Origin of the sequence: Agromyces sp. NPDC060279 (assembly GCF_042726785.1) — a bacterium.
Taxonomy (GTDB): domain Bacteria; phylum Actinomycetota; class Actinomycetes; order Actinomycetales; family Microbacteriaceae; genus Agromyces.
Genome location: NZ_JBHXBK010000005.1, coordinates 70,207 through 87,167 on the forward strand (window position 1 = coordinate 70,207; position 16,961 = coordinate 87,167).

Consider the following 16,961-nt stretch of genomic DNA (forward strand, 5'->3'; position numbering starts at 1 on the left):
GGGAACATGCCGGCCGGCACCACCCAGCCGAAGCGGGTGATGCGATCCCGGTCGTGTCGCGCCGCGCGCACGTCGTCGATGCCGCCGGCCGCCCACGGATTGCACCGGAGAATGCGCCATGCGGTCAGGGCCGAGCCGACGATCAGCCCCCGCTGCTGCACGGAGCCGAGACCGTAGGCCGAGCAGGAGGGGTAGTAGCGGCAGACGTCGCCGTAGAGCGGTGAGATCAGCGCGCGGTAGCCGCGGAGCAGCAGGACCCCGGCGTTGCGGGGGAGCAGCAGCACGAATCGCGCAAGGTTTCGCATGTCACACGTCTCGGGAGGAAGCGGATGCCTGGGCGGCGACGCGGTGGCCTCGGCGCTCGAAGGCCGAGAAGACCTCCGCGCGCAGCGACGCCCAGTCGGCGTCGGCCGCGGTCGGGAGTGCTCGCACCACCATGTCTACGCCGACGGCACCGCTGGCGACGAGCTCGGAGCATGCGGCCTTGAGGCGGCGTCTCACGAGGTTGCGTCGCACGGCGGTGCCGACCTTCTTCGAGACGATGAAGCCGAAGCGTGCGGTCGATCCCGGTTCACCGGTGCGCAGATAGCTCACGGTGTGGGGCCCGACCGCCTTCGCTCCACGGCGCACGACGACTCGATAGTCATCGGCGCTCGTGAGGCGATTGGCTTTGGCGAGCACCGGAAGAACTACGCGGAGAGCTCGGTGCGGCCCTTGCGACGACGAGCGGCCAGGATGGCGCGGCCGGCACGGGTGCGCATGCGCAGACGGAAGCCGTGCTTCTTGGCACGACGACGGTTGTTGGGCTGGAAGGTACGCTTGCTCATTCTTCTCTCCGGCTGTCGGACTCTCCTCGCGGCGCGTCAACGGTGCGTCTGCGGGAAAACTGGGTGCCCAAAGGGCGGCGGTCAACCTATTAAAACTACGGCCTGGGCGCGCCGGGGTCAAACCGACCACGACCGAGACCTTCGGCGATCGAACCACACAGTATCCCGCCATCCTGCGCGAGCGCTGAGGATCGACACGCCGGGCGCGTCGAATCCCGCTCGCGGCATTTGTCGGCGGCACATCCATTCGCTAGCGTGAGTGACCAGTTATCCCCAGCCTCGAACGCGGAATCATCGGGTTTCCGGCCGATCTGCTCACAGGCGGTGGACAACATTGTGAACAATTCGCCTGGCGCCGTTTCGCGCTCCGGAGGGGGACCGGAGAACGCGTTCGATCGACGGCGCACAGCCGAGCGCGGCAGATTGCGGGGAGCAATGACGGAACAGCCCATTTCCGAGACGTGGGCAACGGTGCTCGAGCGACTCTCGCACGACGACGCGATCACCCCCATGCTGCAGGGCTTCCTGAACCTCGTCGAGCCGAAGGGCATCGCCGCCGGCACCTTCTACCTCGAGGTGCCGAACGAGTTCACGGCGAGCATGCTCAATCAGCGCATGCGGGTGCCGCTGCTCGCCGCGATGTCAGAGCTCGACGTCCCGTCCCCGGTGACCTCCTTCTACGTCGTCGTGAACCCCGAGCTCGAAGAGGTCCGCCCGGCCGAGCCCCAGGGCGCGGGCGACGAGTTCGCCGAACCGGTCGAGCTGCACGCCGCCCCGCCGGCCGTCTTCGAGAGCTCCCCCCAGGACCGCCCCCGCGACTCGCGGCTGAACCCGAAGTACTCCTTCGACAGCTTCGTCATCGGCCAGTCGAACCGTTTCGCGCACGCGGCCGCCGTCGCCGTGGCCGAGGCGCCGGCGAAGGCGTACAACCCGCTCTTCATCTACGGCGACTCCGGTCTCGGCAAGACGCACCTCCTGCACGCCATCGGCCACTACGCGATGAGCCTCTATCCCGGCATCCGCGTGCGCTATGTGTCGAGCGAGGAGTTCACGAACGACTTCATCAACTCGATCGCGAACAACCGCGGCTCGCTGTTCCAGCAGCGCTACCGCAACATCGACATCCTGCTGATCGACGACATCCAGTTCCTGCAGGGCAAGGCGGAGACGCAGGAGGCGTTCTTCCACACCTTCAATACGCTGCACGACCACAACAAGCAGGTCGTGATCACGAGCGACGTTCCCCCGAAGCACCTGACCGGCTTCGAGGACCGCATGCGCAGTCGCTTCGAGTGGGGCCTCATCACCGACGTGCAGGCGCCCGACCTCGAGACCCGCATCGCGATCCTCCGCAAGAAGGCGCAGTCCGAGCGGCTGCAGGTGCCCGACGACATCCTCGAGTACATGGCCTCGAAGGTCTCGAGCAACATCCGCGAGCTCGAGGGCACCCTGATCCGCGTCACGGCGTTCGCGAGCCTGAACCGCACCCCGGTCGACATGCCGCTCGTGCAGACGGTACTGAAGGATCTCATCACCGACGACTCCGACAACGTCATCGCGCCGGTCGACATCATCACGGCGACGGCGGACTACTTCAAGCTCACCGTCGACGACCTCTACGGCTCGAGCCGTTCGCAGGCCGTCGCCACGGCGCGGCAGATCGCGATGTACCTCTGCCGCGAGTTGACCAGCCTGTCGCTGCCGAAGATCGGGCAGCTGTTCGGCAACCGCGACCACACGACGGTCATGTACGCGAACAAGAAGATCTCGGAGCTCATGAAGGAGCGTCGCTCGATCTACAACCAGGTCACCGAGCTCACCGCCCGCATCAAGCAGACCGCGCGCTACCGCTGAGTTCCGGTCGTCGCGGCGGTTCGAGGGGATGCCTCCGGGCCGCCGCAGGCGGCGTTCTGCGGGCCGTTCGGGCCGTTCCCCACAATTGTGGAAAGCCTGTGGATTGTTAACGAGCAACCGGCTCCCAGCTGTTGAGACGCGAGCTCGGCCTGTGCACAACCCCGATTCGTCTCCGCACGCCGTTCAGCGTCCCCTCCGCGATTCCCACACGGTGTGCACAGATCGAACGGGCCCGGATAGGCATCACTCCGCGGATCTCCGAACACCATCCACAGTTTCCACAGCGGTTAACACCGTTAAGAGACTTAAGCCTTCATCGACGGGGATTCGACAACCTGACGGTGTGGATGCCTCGAAGGTCGCTCGATAGCATGGGAACCCGCGTCCACCGACGCGGGAGGGCACGGTCGTGCGGAGCACGCGCCATGACGACAGGAGAGCCGTGAAGTTCCAGGTCAACCGCGACGTCTTCAGCGAGGCCGTATCGTTCGCGGTCAAGCTGCTCCCGCAGCGGACGACGCTGCCCATCCTCTCCGGCGTCCTGATCCAGGCGAACGAAGACGGGCTCGTCCTCTCCTCCTTCGACTACGAGGTCTCCAGCCAGACCGAGATCCAGGCCGACGTCGAGGAGCCGGGCACCGTGCTCGTCTCCGGCCGACTCCTCGCCGAGATCGCCGGCCGCCTGCCGAACGCGCCGGTGCGCATCGCCACCGAAGAGAACCGCATCCAGGTCAGCTGCGGCTCGGCGAGCTTCACGCTGCTCTCGATGCCGGTCGAGGAGTACCCGTCGATCCCCGAGATCGGCGACCAGTCCGGCGTCGTCCCGGCCGAGGAGTTCGCGGCCGCCGTCGCGCAGGTCGCCGTCGCCGCCTCCCGCGACGACGTCACCCCGGTGATCACGGGCGTGCAGCTCGAGGTCCGCGAGAACAGCCTCGGCCTCGTCGCGACCGACCGCTACCGCGTCGCCGTGCGCGAGATCGACTGGGACGGCGGCTCCGTCGCCACCGCCGAGGAGGCGCTGACCGCGCTCGTCCCGGCCCGCACCCTGCAGGAGGTCGGCAAGACGTTCGGCCACTCCGGCACGATCTCGGTCTCGATCACGAGCCGCGACGACCGCGAGCTCATCGCCTTCAGCGCCGACAAGAAGACCGTCACGAGCCTGCTCATCAAGGGCAACTTCCCGCCCGTGCGCCGGCTCTTCCCCGAGGTCGTCGACAACTACGCCGTGGTCAACACCGCCGAGCTCATCGAGGCGACCCGCCGTGTCGCGCTCGTCCTCGAGCGCGAAGCCGCCCTCCGCTACTCGTTCACGCCCGACGGGCTCACCCTCGAGGCGATCGGCAGCGAGCAGGCCCAGGCGTCCGAGTCGATCGACGCCATCCTCACCGGCGACGAGACCGTCGTGTCGCTGAAGCCGCAGTTCCTCCTCGACGGCCTCGGCGCGGTGCACTCCGAGTTCGTGCGCGTCTCGTTCACGAAGACCGAGAACCCGAACAAGCCGGGGCCCGTGCTGATCACCAGCCAGACCTCGCGCGAGCAGGCCGGCAGCGACAGCTACCGCTACCTGCTGCAGCCGAACCTGCTGCTGCGCTGACCGCGCGCCGCTGTCGGCGGTCGCGGGTACCGTAGACGGAGGTCGAGCGAGAGGAGTGGTGCCGGTGCACGTCGCCCGCCTCTCGCTCACCGACTTCCGCAACTACGAGCGCGCCGAACTCGAGCTCGGGCCGGGGGCCACCGTGCTCGTCGGCCGCAACGGCCAGGGCAAGACCAACCTCGTCGAGTCGATCGGCTACCTCGCGACCCTCGGTTCGCACCGGGTCTCCGGCGACCAGGCGCTGGTCCGGGCCGGGGCCGAGTCGGCCATCGTCCGCGCCCTCCTCGTGCACGGCGACCGCCAGCTCCTCCTCGAGCTGCAGCTCAACCGTCAGGGGGCCAACCGCGCGCAGCTCAACCGCTCGCCGGTGAAGACCCGCGAGCTGCCGCGCTACGCGCACACCGTGCTGTTCGCCCCCGAAGACCTCGCCATCGTGCGCGGCGAGCCCGGCGTCCGCCGGCGTATGCTCGACGAGTTGCTCGTGCAGCGTTCGCCCCGGCTCGCCGGGGTCATGGGCGACTACGATCGGGTGCTGCGCCAGCGCAACACGCTGCTCAAGAGCGCGCGGGCACGAGGGCTCGGGGCCGACAAGCTCACCACGCTCGACATCTGGGACGAACGGCTCGTCGCCCTCGGCGCCGAGCTCATCGACCAGCGGCTCGCGCTCGTCGCCGAACTCGCCGAGCCGCTCGCGGTCGCGTACCACTCCATCGTCGACGCCGACCACGGGCCGTCGCTGCAGCCGGTGCTCTCCATCGACGGCGCGGTCGCCGATGACGACGACGAGCCGCGCTCAGCACCGCGGGGCGACGGCGCGGATGCCTCGGCCGAGGCATCTGTCGACGGCTCCGCCGCGGGTTCGCCCGCCGTGCCCACCGCCGACCGCTTCGCCGCCGCGCTCCGCGGGCTCCGGCGCAAGGAGCTCGAGCGCGGCGTGACGCTCGCCGGCCCGCACCGCGACGACGTGCTGCTGCTGCTCAACGGCCTGCCGGCCAAGGGCTACGCGAGTCACGGCGAGTCCTGGTCGTTCGCCCTCGCGCTGCGGCTCGCCGCCGCCGAGCTGCTGCGCCGCGACTCGGCCACCGGCGACCCCGTGCTCGTGCTCGACGACGTCTTCGCCGAGCTCGACCGCCTGCGGCGGGAACGGTTGGCCGCGGCGATCGGCGGCTACGAGCAGGTGCTCGTCACCGCGGCGGTGCTCGAAGACGTGCCCGAGCCGCTCACCGCGGCCATCGTGCACATCGACGCGGGCCGCATCGTCGACGCGCCGGCGACCGCGCCGGCAGCCGTCCCCGGCCCAGTCCCCGTCCCCGGCGCCGACGAGGAGGCGAAGGCATGAGCGACGCCTCCGAGGCCATCCGGGTCTATCAGCACTTCCGCGAGATCTTCGGCGGCGAGACGCGCTACCGCCCAGGCCGCGCGCGCCGCACGCGCGAGACGTCCGGCAGCGAGCCGTTCACCCCCGGCCGCGACCCCCGTCCCCTCGGCACCGCCATCGATCAGCTCTCCTCGCAGCTCGGCTGGAGCGGTCCGCTCTCGCAGGCCGACCTGCTGACCACCTGGCGCGACATCGCCGGCGAGGAGACGGCGCAGCACTCCGAGCCGATCGCGATCGAGGGCGGCACGCTGCAGGTGCGCTGCGATTCCACGGCCTGGGCCACGCAGCTTCGACTGATGCGGCAGCAGCTGCTCGCGCGCATCGCCGAGGTGCACCCGGGCGCCGGGGTGGAATCGATCCGGTTCCAGGGGCCGGACGCCCCCACCTGGAAACGCGGTCCCAGATCGGTTCCAGGCCGCGGTCCGCGCGACACCTACGGTTGAGACGACAAATTCGGTCAACCTGCCTCGTTCATTGCCTCAGATCGGCGTTTCCGGCCTTTTGAGGCGGGCGGTTTGATAGGATCGAGAGTCGCCAGAACGACAGAGCGGAGCCTCGATTCACCCATGACAGCGGAACCGACGAAGGCCCAGGGCGCGTCCGAATACGGCGCCGACGACATCCAGGTACTCGAGGGCCTCGAAGCGGTCCGCAAGCGTCCCGGCATGTACATCGGCTCGACGGGTCCGCGCGGCCTGCACCACCTCGTGTACGAGATCGTCGACAACTCCGTCGATGAGGCGCTCGCGGGCTACGCCACGGCGATCGACGTGACGATCCTCGAAGACGGCGGCGTCCGGGTGATCGACAACGGTCGAGGCATCCCGGTCGGCATGCACAAGACCGAGGGCAAGTCGACCGTCGAGGTCGTGCTCACCGTGCTGCACGCGGGCGGCAAGTTCGGCGGCGGCGGCTACGCCGTGTCGGGCGGCCTGCACGGCGTCGGCTCCTCCGTCGTGAACGCGCTGTCGACGCGGCTCGAGGTCGAGGTCAAGCGCGAGGGCAACGTCTGGCGCCAGGCGTTCAACGTCGGCGTGCCCGAGGCCCCGCTCTCGCAGGATGAGGCGAGCGACGAGACCGGCACCACGATCACGTTCTGGCCGAGCCCCGACATCTTCGAGACGGTCGTCTTCGACTACGAGACGCTCCGCACCCGGTTCCAGCAGATGGCCTTCCTCAACAAGGGCCTCAGCATCACGCTCACCGATCTGCGGCCCAACGGCGGCGTGCCGGTCGACCCGGCCGACGTCGAAGGCGATGCCGACCCCGAGGCCTTCGTGCCGCGCAGCGACACGTTCCTCTACGAGCGCGGCCTCAGCGACTACGTCGAGTACCTCAACAAGTCGAAGCGCGCCGAGCTCGTGAACGAGGAGATCATCTCCTTCGAGTCCGAGGACACCGAGCGCAAGATCGCGCTCGAGGTCGCGATGCAGTGGACCACGGCGTACACCGAGTCGGTGCACACCTACGCGAACACGATCAACACCCACGAGGGCGGCACGCACGAAGAGGGCTTCCGCGCGGCGCTGACGACGCTCGTCAACCGCTACGCCCGCGAGAAGGGCCTGCTCAAGGAGAAGGACGACAACCTCTCCGGCGACGACGTGCGCGAGGGGCTGACCGCGGTCATCTCGGTGAAGCTCTCCGAGCCGCAGTTCGAGGGTCAGACGAAGACGAAGCTCGGCAACACCGAGGCGAAGTCGTTCGTGCAGCGCATCGTCGGCGACCAGCTCGGCGACTGGTTCGAGCGCAACCCGAACCAGGCCCGCGACATCATCCGCAAGGCGATCCAGGCGGCGACCGCCCGCATCGCGGCCCGCAAGGCCCGCGAGGCGACGCGGCGCAAGGGCTTCCTCGAGACCAGCGGCATGCCGGGCAAGCTGAGCGACTGCACCTCGAAGGACCCGACGATCTCCGAGATCTTCCTCGTCGAGGGCGACTCGGCCGGCGGCTCGGCGAAGACCGGCCGCGACCCGGCGACCCAGGCCATCCTGCCGCTGCGCGGCAAGATCCTGAACGTCGAGAAGGCGCGCCTCGACCGGGCCCTCGGCAACGCCGAGATCCAGGCGATGATCACCGCCTTCGGCACGGGCATCGGCGAGGACTTCAACCCCGAGAAGGCCAGGTACCACAAGATCGTGCTCATGGCCGACGCCGACGTCGACGGCCAGCACATCACCACGCTGCTGCTCACGCTGCTGTTCCGCTTCATGCGGCCGCTCATCGAGATGGGCTACGTGTTCCTGGCGCAGCCGCCGCTGTACCGCCTGAAGTGGACCAACGCCGAGCACGAGTACGTGTACTCCGACCGTGAGCGCGACGCGCTGCTCGCCGCCGGCCAGGCCGCGGGCAAGCGCCTCCAGAAGGAGAACGGCGTCCAGCGCTACAAGGGTCTCGGCGAGATGAACCACCAGGAGCTGTGGGACACCACCATGAACCCCGAGACCCGCACCCTGCTGCAGGTCACGATGGAAGACGCCGCGGCCGCCGACGAGATCTTCTCGACGCTGATGGGCGACGACGTCGAGAGCCGTCGCTCCTTCATCCAGAAGAACGCGAAGGACGTCCGCTTCCTCGACATCTGAGCGCGCGCCGTGACCCGGCACGCGATCCGCGAGCAGTTCGAATCGACGAGAAGACATGACTGACGAAATCAGCACCGAAGCCGCAGACGGCGAGCACAACCACGGCAAGATCGACCAGGTCGATCTGCAGTTGGAGATGCAGCGCTCGTACCTCGACTACGCGATGAGCGTGATCGTCGGGCGCGCGCTGCCCGACGTCCGCGACGGCCTGAAGCCGGTGCACCGTCGCGTCATCTACACGATGTACGACGGCGGTTACCGCCCCGACCGCGCGTTCTCGAAGTGCACGCGCGTCATCGGCGACGTCATGGGCCAGTTCCACCCGCATGGCGACAGCTCGGTGTACGACGCGCTGGTGCGCCTCGTGCAGCCGTGGTCGCTGCGCTACCCGCTCGCCCTCGGCCAGGGCAACTTCGGCTCTCCCGGCAACGACGGCGCCGCCGCCCACCGGTACACCGAAACCAAGATGTCGCCGCTCGCCCTCGAGATGGTGCGCGACATCGAGGAAGAGACCGTCGACTTCCAGGACAACTACGACGGTCGCACGCAGGAGCCCACGGTGCTCCCGGCGCGCTTCCCGAACCTGCTCGTCAACGGCTCGGTCGGCATCGCGGTCGGTATGGCCACGAACATCCCGCCGCACAACCTGCGCGAGGTGGCCGAGGGCGCGCTCTGGGCGCTCGAGCATCCGGATGCCTCGCACGAGGAGCTGCAGCAGGCGCTCATCGAGCGCATCAAGGGGCCGGACTTCCCGACCGGGGCGCAGATCCTGGGCGTCAAGGGCATCCACGACGCCTACCGCACGGGTCGTGGCTCGATCACGATGCGCGCGGTCGTCAGCGTCGAGGAGATCCAGGGCCGCACCTGCCTCGTCGTCACCGAGCTGCCGTACCAGGTGAACCCCGACAACCTCGCGGTGAAGATCGCCGAGCTCGTCAAGGACGGCAAGCTCTCCGGCATCGCCGACATCCGCGACGAGACCTCCGGCCGCACCGGCCAGCGCCTCGTGCTCGTGCTGAAGCGCGACGCGGTCGCGAAGGTCGTGCTGAACAACCTCTACAAGCACACCCAGCTGCAGGAGAACTTCGGCGCCAACATGCTCGCGATCGTCGACGGCGTGCCGCGCACGCTCTCGATCGACGGCTTCATCACACACTGGATCGCGCACCAGATCGACGTGATCGTGCGCCGTACCAACTTCCGCCTGAAGAAGGCCGAGGCCGACGCGCACATCCAGCGCGGCTACGTGAAGGCGCTCGACGCGCTCGACGAGGTCATCGCGCTCATCCGCCGCTCGCCCGACGTCGACGAGGCGCGCACCGGCCTGATGAACCTGCTCGGGGTCGACCAGCTGCAGGCCGATGCCATCCTCACCATGCAGCTCCGCCGCCTCGCGGCCCTCGAGCGGCAGAAGATCATCGACCGCCTCGCGCAGCTCGAGCTCGAGATTGCCGAGTACCTCGCGATCCTCGCCGACGAGGGGCGCCAGCGCACCATCATCTCCGAGGAGCTCACCGAGATCGTCGCGAAGTTCGGCGACGACCGGCGCACGCACATCATGCCCGGCTTCGACGGCGACATGTCGGTGGAAGACCTGATCCCCGAAGAGGAGATGGTCGTCACCGTCACGCGCGGCGGCTACATCAAGCGCACCCGCAGCGACAACTACCGCTCGCAGCACCGCGGCGGCAAGGGCGTGAAGGGCGCGCAGCTGCGCGCCGACGACGTCGTCGACCACTTCTTCGTTACGACGACGCACCACTGGCTGCTGTTCTTCACGAACATGGGGCGCGTCTACCGGGCGAAGACCTACGAGATCCTCGAGGCTGGCCGCGACGCCAAGGGTCAGCACGTCGCGAACCTGCTCGAGATGCAGCCCGACGAGCAGATCGCCGAGATCGTCGACATCCGCGACTACCAGGTGGCCACCTACCTCGTGCTCGCCACCCGCGACGGCCTCGTCAAGAAGACCGAGCTCGCCGCGTACGACACCAACCGCTCGCGCGGCGTCATCGCGATCAACCTCCGCGAGGGCGACGAGCTCGTCTCCGCCATGCTCGCGAACGAGACCGACGAGATCCTGCTCGTCTCGCAGAAGGGCATGTCGCTCCGCTTCGAGGCGACCGACGAGGCGCTCCGGCCGATGGGCCGGGCCACCTCGGGCGTCAAGGGCATGTCGTTCCGCGACGGCGACGCACTGCTCGCGGCATCCGTCGTCCCCTCCTCCGAAGAGGACGACGAGTCGGATGCCCCGGAGGATGGCGCCGGGCAGAAGCTCAGCCCCAGCGACGCGTACGTCTTCGTCGTCACCGAGGGCGGCTATGCCAAGCGCACCCGCATCGAGGAGTACCGCAAGCAGAACCGCGGCGGGCTCGGCATCAAGGTGGCCAAGCTCTCCGAGGACCGCGGCGATCTCGCCGGCGCCCTGATGGTCTCCCGCAGCGATGAGGTCCTTGTGGTTCTTGCCAGTGGCAAGGTGGTACGCTCCCATGTCGCCGAAGTCCCGGCCAAGGGCCGGGATACGATGGGCGTCGTGTTCGCGAAGTTCGCGAACGAGGACCGCATCATCGCGATCGCGAAGAATTCTGAGAGGAACCTCGACGAGGAAACCGAAGAGTCGGTGGAGTCGACGGACGCCGAGTAACCGCCTAAGGGAGAATCACCACCGATGAGTAGCGTCGCCGAGAAGCTGGCCAAGAAGTCCGGCCGCAAGGCCCCGGCCAAGCAGGTCCGCCTGCGCCTGGTCTACATCGACTTCTGGTCGGCCGTGAAACTGTCCTTCCTGATCGCGGTCTGCCTCGCGGTCGTGAACATCGTCGCGACGTTCCTCGTCTACACGGTGCTGAACTCGACCGGCATCTTCGGCAAGGTCAACGAGCTCGTCCGCGACGTGGCCGGCCAGGGCGGCGACCTCACCGCGATCCTGTCGCTCGGCAACGTGATGGGCTTCGCCATCGTCGTGTCGCTGCTGAACCTCGTCGTCACGACCGCGCTCGGCGCGATCATGGCCGTGCTCTACAACCTCAGCGTGAAGATCACGGGCGGCATCCTGGTGGGCTTCACCAACAACTGATCCACCGGTGCCGGCAGTGCGCAGCCCGATTCGGTGTTTCGCGCACGGTCCGGTAGGCTGTCCTTCGGCCTTCACGGGCCGGCACCGATTCGGGGATATAGCTCAGGCGGTTAGAGCGCTTCGCTGATAACGAAGAGGTCCGAGGTTCAAGTCCTCGTATCCCCACTCCAAAACTCCACACTCACCGGCGGCATCGCCACCGGCCCGGGGCCTTAGCTCAGTTGGTAGAGCGCCTGCTTTGCAAGCAGGATGTCAGGAGTTCGATTCTCCTAGGCTCCACTCCACCGAGAAGCTCGCCCGTCGAGAACCTCAGCTCCATCGAGAAGCTGGCTCCATCGAGAGGCACCGTCACCCGCTCGCGCGCTGCGAGAAGTGCCCGACCAGCGAGCGCTGGATCTGTTCGTGCAGTGCGTGCACCGAGGCGGTCTCGCCGGCTTCCGCACGTCGCACCCACTCGTCGAAGGCGAGCCGCATGGTGGCGGTCAGCGCCGCGACGAGCGCCCGCGCCTCGAGCTCGCCGAGGTCCGGCGCCTCGGTGGTGAGAACCTCGAGCAGCGACTCGCCCTTCGCCGCATCGGCGGCCAGCGCGAGCGAGAGCAGGCTCGGTTCGGAGATGATGAGGCGCCGCACGCGCAGCATTTCGCGCTGGCGGTCCGGCGACTCGGCGTCGAAGCCGCGGAGCAGGGCGATCTGCGCCGCCTCGATGGCGTCGACGGGCCGGGTTCCGCCTCGGATGGCCGTGGCGATCTGGGACAGGAAGTCCTCGAACCCGTCGTCGCCGAGGAAGATCGCGTGCTCCTTCGTCTCGGCGTAGCGGAAGAAGGTGCGGGGCGAGATCCCCGCGAGCCGGGCGATGTCGTCGGTCGTGGTGCCGTGCAGGCCCTGGCGTTCGAAGAGCTCGAGGGCGGCGGCGGCGAGTTCGCGGCGGGTCGTCTGCCGGCGTCGTTCGCGCAGGCCCACGGACTGGGCTTCGGAGTGGGCGGCGTGCTCGGACACGGCGCTATTCTCTCACTTTCCGCCAAAATGGCAGTTTCTGTCATATATTGGATGAGCGGCCCACCGGTGTGCTGCCCGCTCACCCGTTCGCTCCCGCACCACCGAAGGACCCATGACGCTCGCCAAGCACCCCGAGACCGCCGCGACGCCGACCGTCGAGACCCCGCCGCCTCGCACCGGACCGGTCATCGCCCTGCTCGTCGCCTCGGCGTTCGTCGTCATCCTCAACGAGACCATCATGGGCGTCGCGCTGCCGAGCCTGATGATCGATCTCGAGATCTCGGCTGCGACCGCGCAGTGGCTCACCACGGGCTTCCTGCTCACCATGGCGATCGTGATCCCGCTGACCGGCTTCCTGCTCGCCCGCTTCCCGCTGCGCTCGCTCTACTTCACGGCCATGTCGCTGTTCGCCGCCGGCACGCTCATCGCGGCGGTGGCCCCCGGCTTCGAGGTGCTGCTCGCCGGCCGCATCGTGCAGGCCTCGGGCACCGCGATCATGATGCCGCTGCTGTTCACGACGGTGCTGAACGTCGTGCCGCCGACGCATCGCGGCCGCATGATGGGCGTGATCTCCATCGTCATCGCCGTCGCTCCCGCCGTCGGCCCCACGGTCTCCGGCATCATCCTCTCCGCGCTCGACTGGCGCTGGATGTTCTGGATCGTGCTGCCCATCGCGCTCCTCGCCATCGCCCTCGGCGCGATCTGGGTGCGCAACATCACCGAGACGCGGCACGCGCGCTTCGACGTGCTGTCCGTCATCCTCTCGGCGCTCGGCTTCGGCGGCCTGATCTTCGGCTTGAGTTCCATCGGCGAATCCGCGAGCGGCCACGCGCCCGTGCCGGTGTGGATCCCGCTCGTCGTCGGCACCGCGGCGCTCGGCGCCTTCGTCGCCCGGCAGCTGCAGCTGCAGAAGTCCGGCGCCGCACTGCTCGATCTGCGCACCTTCACCTCGCGATCGTTCAGCATCGCGGTGGTGCTGGTCGTCGTCGTCATGTCGGCGCTGTTCGGCTCCCTCATCCTGCTGCCGATGTACCTCCAGCAGGTGCTGGGCCTCGACACGCTCACGGTCGGACTCATGCTGCTGCCCGGCGGCATCCTCATGGGCGTCGCAGCGCCGGTCGTGGGCTCGCTGTTCGACCGCTTCGGGCCGACGCCGCTCGTCATCCCCGGCATGATCGTCGCGACCGGAGCGCTCTGGGGCATGGCGACCTTCGGTCAGGACAGCGCGATCGGCTGGATCATCGCCGTGCACGTCGCGCTGAACCTCGGCCTCGCGTTCGTCTTCACCCCGCTGCTCACCTCGGCGCTCGGCTCCCTGCCGCGTCGGCTCTACTCCCACGGCAGCGCAACGGTCAGCACGCTGCAGCAGGTGGCCGGCGCAGCCGGCACCGCGCTGTTCGTCACGCTCATGTCGGTGGGCACGGCGGATGCCGCACGGGCCGGCGCCGACACCGTCGCTGCGACGAACGCCGGCGTGCACACCGCCTTCCTGATCGGCGCCTGCATCGCTACGGCCGCGGTTGTGCTCGCGTTCTTCGTGCGCACGCCCGCGAGCGTCGGCGCGGATGGCGCGGACGGTGGGGATGGCGCGGACGGCTCCTACTCGTAGCTCTCGCGCACTCACAGCAGGGCGAGCGTGGCGAGCAGCAGGAGCAGGGTCACCGCGATGAGCGTCACCCGCAGCGGGAGGATCGAATCCCAGCGAGCCTGCAGGGCTCGGGCATCCGCGGGCACCTCGTCGGCGAGAGCCGCCGCGGTCAGCGTGGTGTTGATCGGCTTCGCGATGCGGGCGTAGACGAGCAGCCAGGTGACGAGCAGTGCCAGCCCCGCGGTGGAGAGGATGCCCAGGAGCGTCGTGCCCCAGATGAAGGCGGCGGCGGCGGTGACGGCGGTGAGGATCGTCGCCGGAATGCCGACACCCGGCATCCGTCGGTCTGCGTAGTAGTGGCCGCGGCCGACCACCTGCACCAGGGCGCGGTCGTCGAGGTCGGCGTACACGGAGCGTTGGACGAGCAGACCGACGACGTCCGCGCCGAAGATGACGGCGAGGCCGAGGACGGCCAACGCGGCGGTGATGGCGATGATGATGGTCATGGTTCCTCCGGCTCGGTGGGTGTTAGCGCTGCTAACTGTTAGCGGTGCTAATGTAACCGCATGCCCCGAGCAGCGCAAGACATCGAGCGGATCCGAGAGCGGGAACGCCGGATCGTCCGCGCGGCCCGCGAGATCGCCGAGGAGGAGGGCTGGGCCGCGGTCACCGTGCGGCGCCTCGCCGACGCCATCGGCTTCAGTCAGCCGATCCTGTACCGGCACTTCCCGCGCGGGCGGGAGCAGATCATCGACCAGGTCGTCATCGACGGCTACACCGAGCTCCTCGCGGCGATCAGCGCCGGCGGTGAGGGTCTGGCCCCCCTCGTCACCGCGTACCTCGCCTTCGCGCGGGAGAATCCCGCGGTCTACGAGGCGATGACGTCGGCGCGCACGGGGATCGTGTTCGCCTCCGCCGAGACGCCCGAGATCCTGCGGGAGGGGTTCGCGATGTTCGAGCGGGCCGTCGGCGGAGGGACGCCGCGGAACCGTGCGGTGCGCGCCGAACTGCTGTGGAGCACGCTGCACGGCGCCAGCCGTCTCGACGCGGATGGCCGCTTCGATGCCGCGCTCGACGACCTCCGCGCCGACGAGATCATCGCGCTCTTCACACAGCCAGGGGCTACGAGGGATGCCCGAGCCCCGGCGGCCGCGCCCGGGCAGGATGTCGGAGACGGGAAGGAATCGGGATGACGACGCCGCAGGCACTCAGCGAGGCCGATCGTCGCGTCGTCGCAGGCTGGGCGGCCGACTGCGCCGAGCGCGTCCTGCCGCTCTTCGAGGCGGAGGCACCCGACGACGATCGCGCGCGTGACGGCATCGACCGGGCCCGGGCGTTCTCACGCGGCGAGCTCGACACCGCCGAGCAGATCCGCATCCGCTTCGTCGCCGGGCGCGCCGCGGGCTCCGCGGAGACGCCCGCCGCGATCGCGGCGGCGCGGGCCGCCGGACAGGCCGCGGGCGTCGCACACATGGGGGCGCACGCGTTGGGCGCGGCCGCGTACGCGGCCAAGGCGGCCGCACTCGCCGCCACCGACTCGGAGACCGCTCGACGGCGAGAGGTCGAGTGGCAGCTCGGGCGCCTCACGCCGGAGGCGCATCGCGCGTTGCTGCGGCTGCCGCTGCTCGGCACGGACTCCGCGGGACCGCTAGGGCCGGGGCTGCTCGCTTCAGGCGTGCTGGCGACGACCATCCGCGAGCTCCAGGCGGCTCTGCCCGATCTCGTCCTGCCCGAGTAGCCGCCGTCGCCTCGCAGCGTGGCGGGTACAGTGACCGAATGGACATCCGCATCGCAGCGTATGGCGTCATCATCGATCAGGGGCGGATGCTGCTCTCGCACTGGAACGAGCACGGTCGGTCCGGCTGGACGCTGCCCGGCGGCGGCATCGAGGGGTCGGAGCATCCGCTCGAGGCGGCGGTCCGCGAGATCCGCGAGGAGACCGGCTACGACGCCGAGATCGACCGCCTGCTCGGCATCGACACGATGGTGATCCCCGCGGAGCGGCGGAACACGGGGCAGGCCCCCCTCTACGCGATGCGGGTGGTCTACCGCGCGCACGTCGTCGGCGGCGAGCTGCGCAACGAGGTGGGCGGGTCGAGCGACGAGGCGCGGTGGGTGCGGCTCGAGGAGATCCCGCGGCTGAAGCGGGTGAGCCTGCTGGATATCGGGCTGCGGCTCAACGCCGAGGAGCCCGCCGACGGGCGTCAGCGCTGAGCGGTCCACGCCTCGGAGAAGGCCGACGCCGCGGAGAAAAGGGAACGGCCCCGTCCGAGCGGACGGGGCCGTTGGATCGGCGCCGGGGCGATGCACCCGGCGGGACGTACGGTGCTCACGGGGTCACCTGGCGGTGACGCTCAGTGCGATGCGGGCGAACTCCTCGTCACGGAGTGCCGTCGCGATGCGCTGCGCCTCGCGGTGGTGCGCCACCGCGCGGTGCGTGCGCCGCTCGTCGTGACGACGGCTCCATTCGAGGAGGGCGAGCCCGAGCCGTGCGGCCCAGCGCTCGCGGAGCATGCGCGCACCGGTGCGCACGTCGCTCGCTCGGGATTCGGTGGTCCCGATGGTGGTGATGGTCGTGGGATTCACGATGGTTCCTTCGTTTCAGGATGGTCGGCGCCGAGGATGCTCGGAGCCGGGTCGACGCGCGCGGGCGCGCCGAGTCTCAGTCGCGACGGGTCCGGGCGGACCGGCGTCGCGCGGCCGCACCGGGGGTTCCGGAGCGGGGAGCCGCAGCGTACGGCGTCCGAGTCAGCGACTCGGTGATGGGCGATGCGCCTCGATGGCGCGACGTGCCCGTGGGGCTGGAGCCTTCAGGAGCGACGGGCCAGTGCAGACTGGCGGCGCTCAGCCCGGGCTCAGCAGGCGGCGACGGAGGCCGCGAACGCTGCGCCGAGGAAGGTGTGGCCGGCGGGCGACTGGAAGGTCTGCTTCATCATCGGTCATCACTCCTCTCTGAAACTCGGCGGAAACGAACGGTCACGAACTTAGCGGTGTTCGCGGCGCGCGCGCAAGTACCCGCCCGGAATCCGATCGAATCCGTCCTGGAAACGCCGAAGGCCCCGCTCA

The 16,961-nt window shown here is 69.2% G+C and carries 16 protein-coding genes, 2 tRNA genes and 1 pseudogene; 13 read left to right on the forward strand and 6 right to left on the reverse strand.

Translation table 11 applies throughout. The features are described 5' to 3' along the window. Positions 1-14: 14 nt before the first annotated feature. The 3 genes and pseudogenes from yidD to rpmH all read right to left on the reverse strand — a co-directional run. Positions 15-305: pseudogene (gene yidD, locus ACFWE1_RS14005) on the reverse strand (membrane protein insertion efficiency factor YidD); the annotation flags it as partial. Position 306: 1 nt separating this feature from the next. Continuing rightward, positions 307-681, reverse strand: a complete 375-nt coding sequence (gene rnpA, locus ACFWE1_RS14010) for a ribonuclease P protein component (protein WP_279399763.1) — start codon at positions 679-681, stop codon at positions 307-309. An 8-nt stretch (positions 682-689) separates the two neighbouring features. Continuing rightward, positions 690-827 (reverse strand): 50S ribosomal protein L34, encoded by a 138-nt coding sequence (gene rpmH, locus ACFWE1_RS14015; protein ID WP_021010601.1) that lies wholly within the window; start codon positions 825-827, stop codon positions 690-692. Positions 828-1,262: 435 nt separating this feature from the next. On the opposite strand from rpmH, the gene dnaA reads away from it, so the two are divergent. From dnaA to ACFWE1_RS14060, 9 genes are all read left to right on the forward strand, one after another. Continuing rightward, on the forward strand, positions 1,263-2,681 hold the full coding sequence (gene dnaA, locus ACFWE1_RS14020) for a chromosomal replication initiator protein DnaA (RefSeq protein ID WP_376934032.1): 1,419 nt from the start codon (positions 1,263-1,265) through the stop codon (positions 2,679-2,681). Positions 2,682-3,123: 442 nt separating this feature from the next. Further along, the gene (gene dnaN / locus ACFWE1_RS14025; RefSeq protein ID WP_189083971.1) at positions 3,124-4,275 is read left to right on the forward strand and encodes a DNA polymerase III subunit beta; all 1,152 of its coding nucleotides are present in this window, start codon (positions 3,124-3,126) and stop codon (positions 4,273-4,275) included. A gap of 64 nt (positions 4,276-4,339) precedes the next feature. Further along, on the forward strand, positions 4,340-5,614 hold the full coding sequence (gene recF, locus ACFWE1_RS14030; protein WP_376934033.1) for a DNA replication/repair protein RecF: 1,275 nt from the start codon (positions 4,340-4,342) through the stop codon (positions 5,612-5,614). Further along, positions 5,611-6,096, forward strand: coding sequence for a DUF721 domain-containing protein (locus tag ACFWE1_RS14035; RefSeq protein WP_243569936.1), 486 nt, complete (start codon positions 5,611-5,613; stop codon positions 6,094-6,096). The genes recF and ACFWE1_RS14035 overlap by 4 nt, the downstream gene beginning before the upstream one ends. Positions 6,097-6,219: 123 nt before the next feature. Continuing rightward, on the forward strand, positions 6,220-8,238 hold the full coding sequence (gyrB, locus tag ACFWE1_RS14040) for a DNA topoisomerase (ATP-hydrolyzing) subunit B (RefSeq protein WP_376934034.1): 2,019 nt from the start codon (positions 6,220-6,222) through the stop codon (positions 8,236-8,238). Between the two features lie 55 nt (positions 8,239-8,293). Next, entirely contained in the window at positions 8,294-10,882 is a 2,589-nt protein-coding gene (gene gyrA, locus ACFWE1_RS14045) for a DNA gyrase subunit A (protein ID WP_376934035.1), read from the forward strand. 24 nt (positions 10,883-10,906) lie between these two features. Continuing rightward, positions 10,907-11,311 carry a DUF3566 domain-containing protein gene (locus ACFWE1_RS14050; RefSeq protein ID WP_243569933.1) on the forward strand — a complete coding sequence of 135 codons (405 nt, stop codon included), beginning with the start codon at positions 10,907-10,909 and terminating at the stop codon, positions 11,309-11,311. Between the two features lie 91 nt (positions 11,312-11,402). Beyond that, positions 11,403-11,476, forward strand: a tRNA-Ile gene (locus ACFWE1_RS14055). Positions 11,477-11,517: 41 nt separating this feature from the next. Then, positions 11,518-11,590 (forward strand) — tRNA-Ala (locus ACFWE1_RS14060). A 69-nt stretch (positions 11,591-11,659) separates the two neighbouring features. On the opposite strand, the gene ACFWE1_RS14065 is transcribed toward ACFWE1_RS14060, so the two are convergent. Continuing rightward, positions 11,660-12,307 (reverse strand): TetR family transcriptional regulator, encoded by a 648-nt coding sequence (locus ACFWE1_RS14065; protein WP_376934036.1) that lies wholly within the window; start codon positions 12,305-12,307, stop codon positions 11,660-11,662. 112 nt (positions 12,308-12,419) lie between these two features. On the opposite strand from ACFWE1_RS14065, the gene ACFWE1_RS14070 reads away from it, so the two are divergent. After that, positions 12,420-13,916: a DHA2 family efflux MFS transporter permease subunit gene (locus ACFWE1_RS14070; RefSeq protein ID WP_376934037.1), complete on the forward strand. Its 1,497-nt coding sequence runs from the start codon at positions 12,420-12,422 to the stop codon at positions 13,914-13,916. An 11-nt stretch (positions 13,917-13,927) separates the two neighbouring features. On the opposite strand, the gene ACFWE1_RS14075 is transcribed toward ACFWE1_RS14070, so the two are convergent. Next, positions 13,928-14,401: a DUF1772 domain-containing protein gene (locus tag ACFWE1_RS14075; RefSeq protein ID WP_376934038.1), complete on the reverse strand. Its 474-nt coding sequence runs from the start codon at positions 14,399-14,401 to the stop codon at positions 13,928-13,930. A gap of 60 nt (positions 14,402-14,461) precedes the next feature. On the opposite strand from ACFWE1_RS14075, the gene ACFWE1_RS14080 reads away from it, so the two are divergent. Genes ACFWE1_RS14080 through ACFWE1_RS14090 form a run of 3 tightly spaced genes read left to right on the forward strand, consistent with a single transcriptional unit; the run spans position 14,462 to position 16,109 of the window. Then, on the forward strand, positions 14,462-15,088 hold the full coding sequence (locus ACFWE1_RS14080) for a TetR/AcrR family transcriptional regulator (protein WP_376934039.1): 627 nt from the start codon (positions 14,462-14,464) through the stop codon (positions 15,086-15,088). After that, a complete protein-coding gene (locus ACFWE1_RS14085; protein ID WP_376934040.1) occupies positions 15,085-15,633 on the forward strand; it encodes a putative immunity protein in 549 nt (182 codons plus the stop codon). Before ACFWE1_RS14080 ends, ACFWE1_RS14085 begins: the two co-directional genes overlap by 4 nt. Positions 15,634-15,671: 38 nt before the next feature. Continuing rightward, the gene (locus ACFWE1_RS14090) at positions 15,672-16,109 is read left to right on the forward strand and encodes an NUDIX hydrolase (RefSeq protein WP_189083962.1); all 438 of its coding nucleotides are present in this window, start codon (positions 15,672-15,674) and stop codon (positions 16,107-16,109) included. A gap of 123 nt (positions 16,110-16,232) precedes the next feature. On the opposite strand, the gene ACFWE1_RS14095 is transcribed toward ACFWE1_RS14090, so the two are convergent. After that, the gene (locus tag ACFWE1_RS14095; RefSeq protein ID WP_376934041.1) at positions 16,233-16,481 is read right to left on the reverse strand and encodes a hypothetical protein; all 249 of its coding nucleotides are present in this window, start codon (positions 16,479-16,481) and stop codon (positions 16,233-16,235) included. Positions 16,482-16,961 lie beyond the last annotated feature (480 nt).

What these genes read in the sequence shown, in the direction of transcription:
- rpmH (WP_021010601.1), bottom strand. Translation starts at nt 827, where the DNA reads ATGAGCAAGCGTACCTTCCAGCCCAACAACCGTCGTCGTGCCAAGAAG.
- dnaA (WP_376934032.1), top strand. Translation starts at nt 1,263, where the DNA reads ATGACGGAACAGCCCATTTCCGAGACGTGGGCAACGGTGCTCGAGCGA.
- ACFWE1_RS14035 (WP_243569936.1), top strand. Translation starts at nt 5,611, where the DNA reads ATGAGCGACGCCTCCGAGGCCATCCGGGTCTATCAGCACTTCCGCGAG.
- gyrB (WP_376934034.1), top strand. Translation starts at nt 6,220, where the DNA reads ATGACAGCGGAACCGACGAAGGCCCAGGGCGCGTCCGAATACGGCGCC.
- gyrA (WP_376934035.1), top strand. Translation starts at nt 8,294, where the DNA reads ATGACTGACGAAATCAGCACCGAAGCCGCAGACGGCGAGCACAACCAC.
- ACFWE1_RS14050 (WP_243569933.1), top strand. Translation starts at nt 10,907, where the DNA reads ATGAGTAGCGTCGCCGAGAAGCTGGCCAAGAAGTCCGGCCGCAAGGCC.
- ACFWE1_RS14070 (WP_376934037.1), top strand. Translation starts at nt 12,420, where the DNA reads ATGACGCTCGCCAAGCACCCCGAGACCGCCGCGACGCCGACCGTCGAG.
- ACFWE1_RS14075 (WP_376934038.1), bottom strand. Translation starts at nt 14,401, where the DNA reads ATGACCATCATCATCGCCATCACCGCCGCGTTGGCCGTCCTCGGCCTC.
- ACFWE1_RS14080 (WP_376934039.1), top strand. Translation starts at nt 14,462, where the DNA reads ATGCCCCGAGCAGCGCAAGACATCGAGCGGATCCGAGAGCGGGAACGC.
- ACFWE1_RS14085 (WP_376934040.1), top strand. Translation starts at nt 15,085, where the DNA reads ATGACGACGCCGCAGGCACTCAGCGAGGCCGATCGTCGCGTCGTCGCA.
- ACFWE1_RS14090 (WP_189083962.1), top strand. Translation starts at nt 15,672, where the DNA reads ATGGACATCCGCATCGCAGCGTATGGCGTCATCATCGATCAGGGGCGG.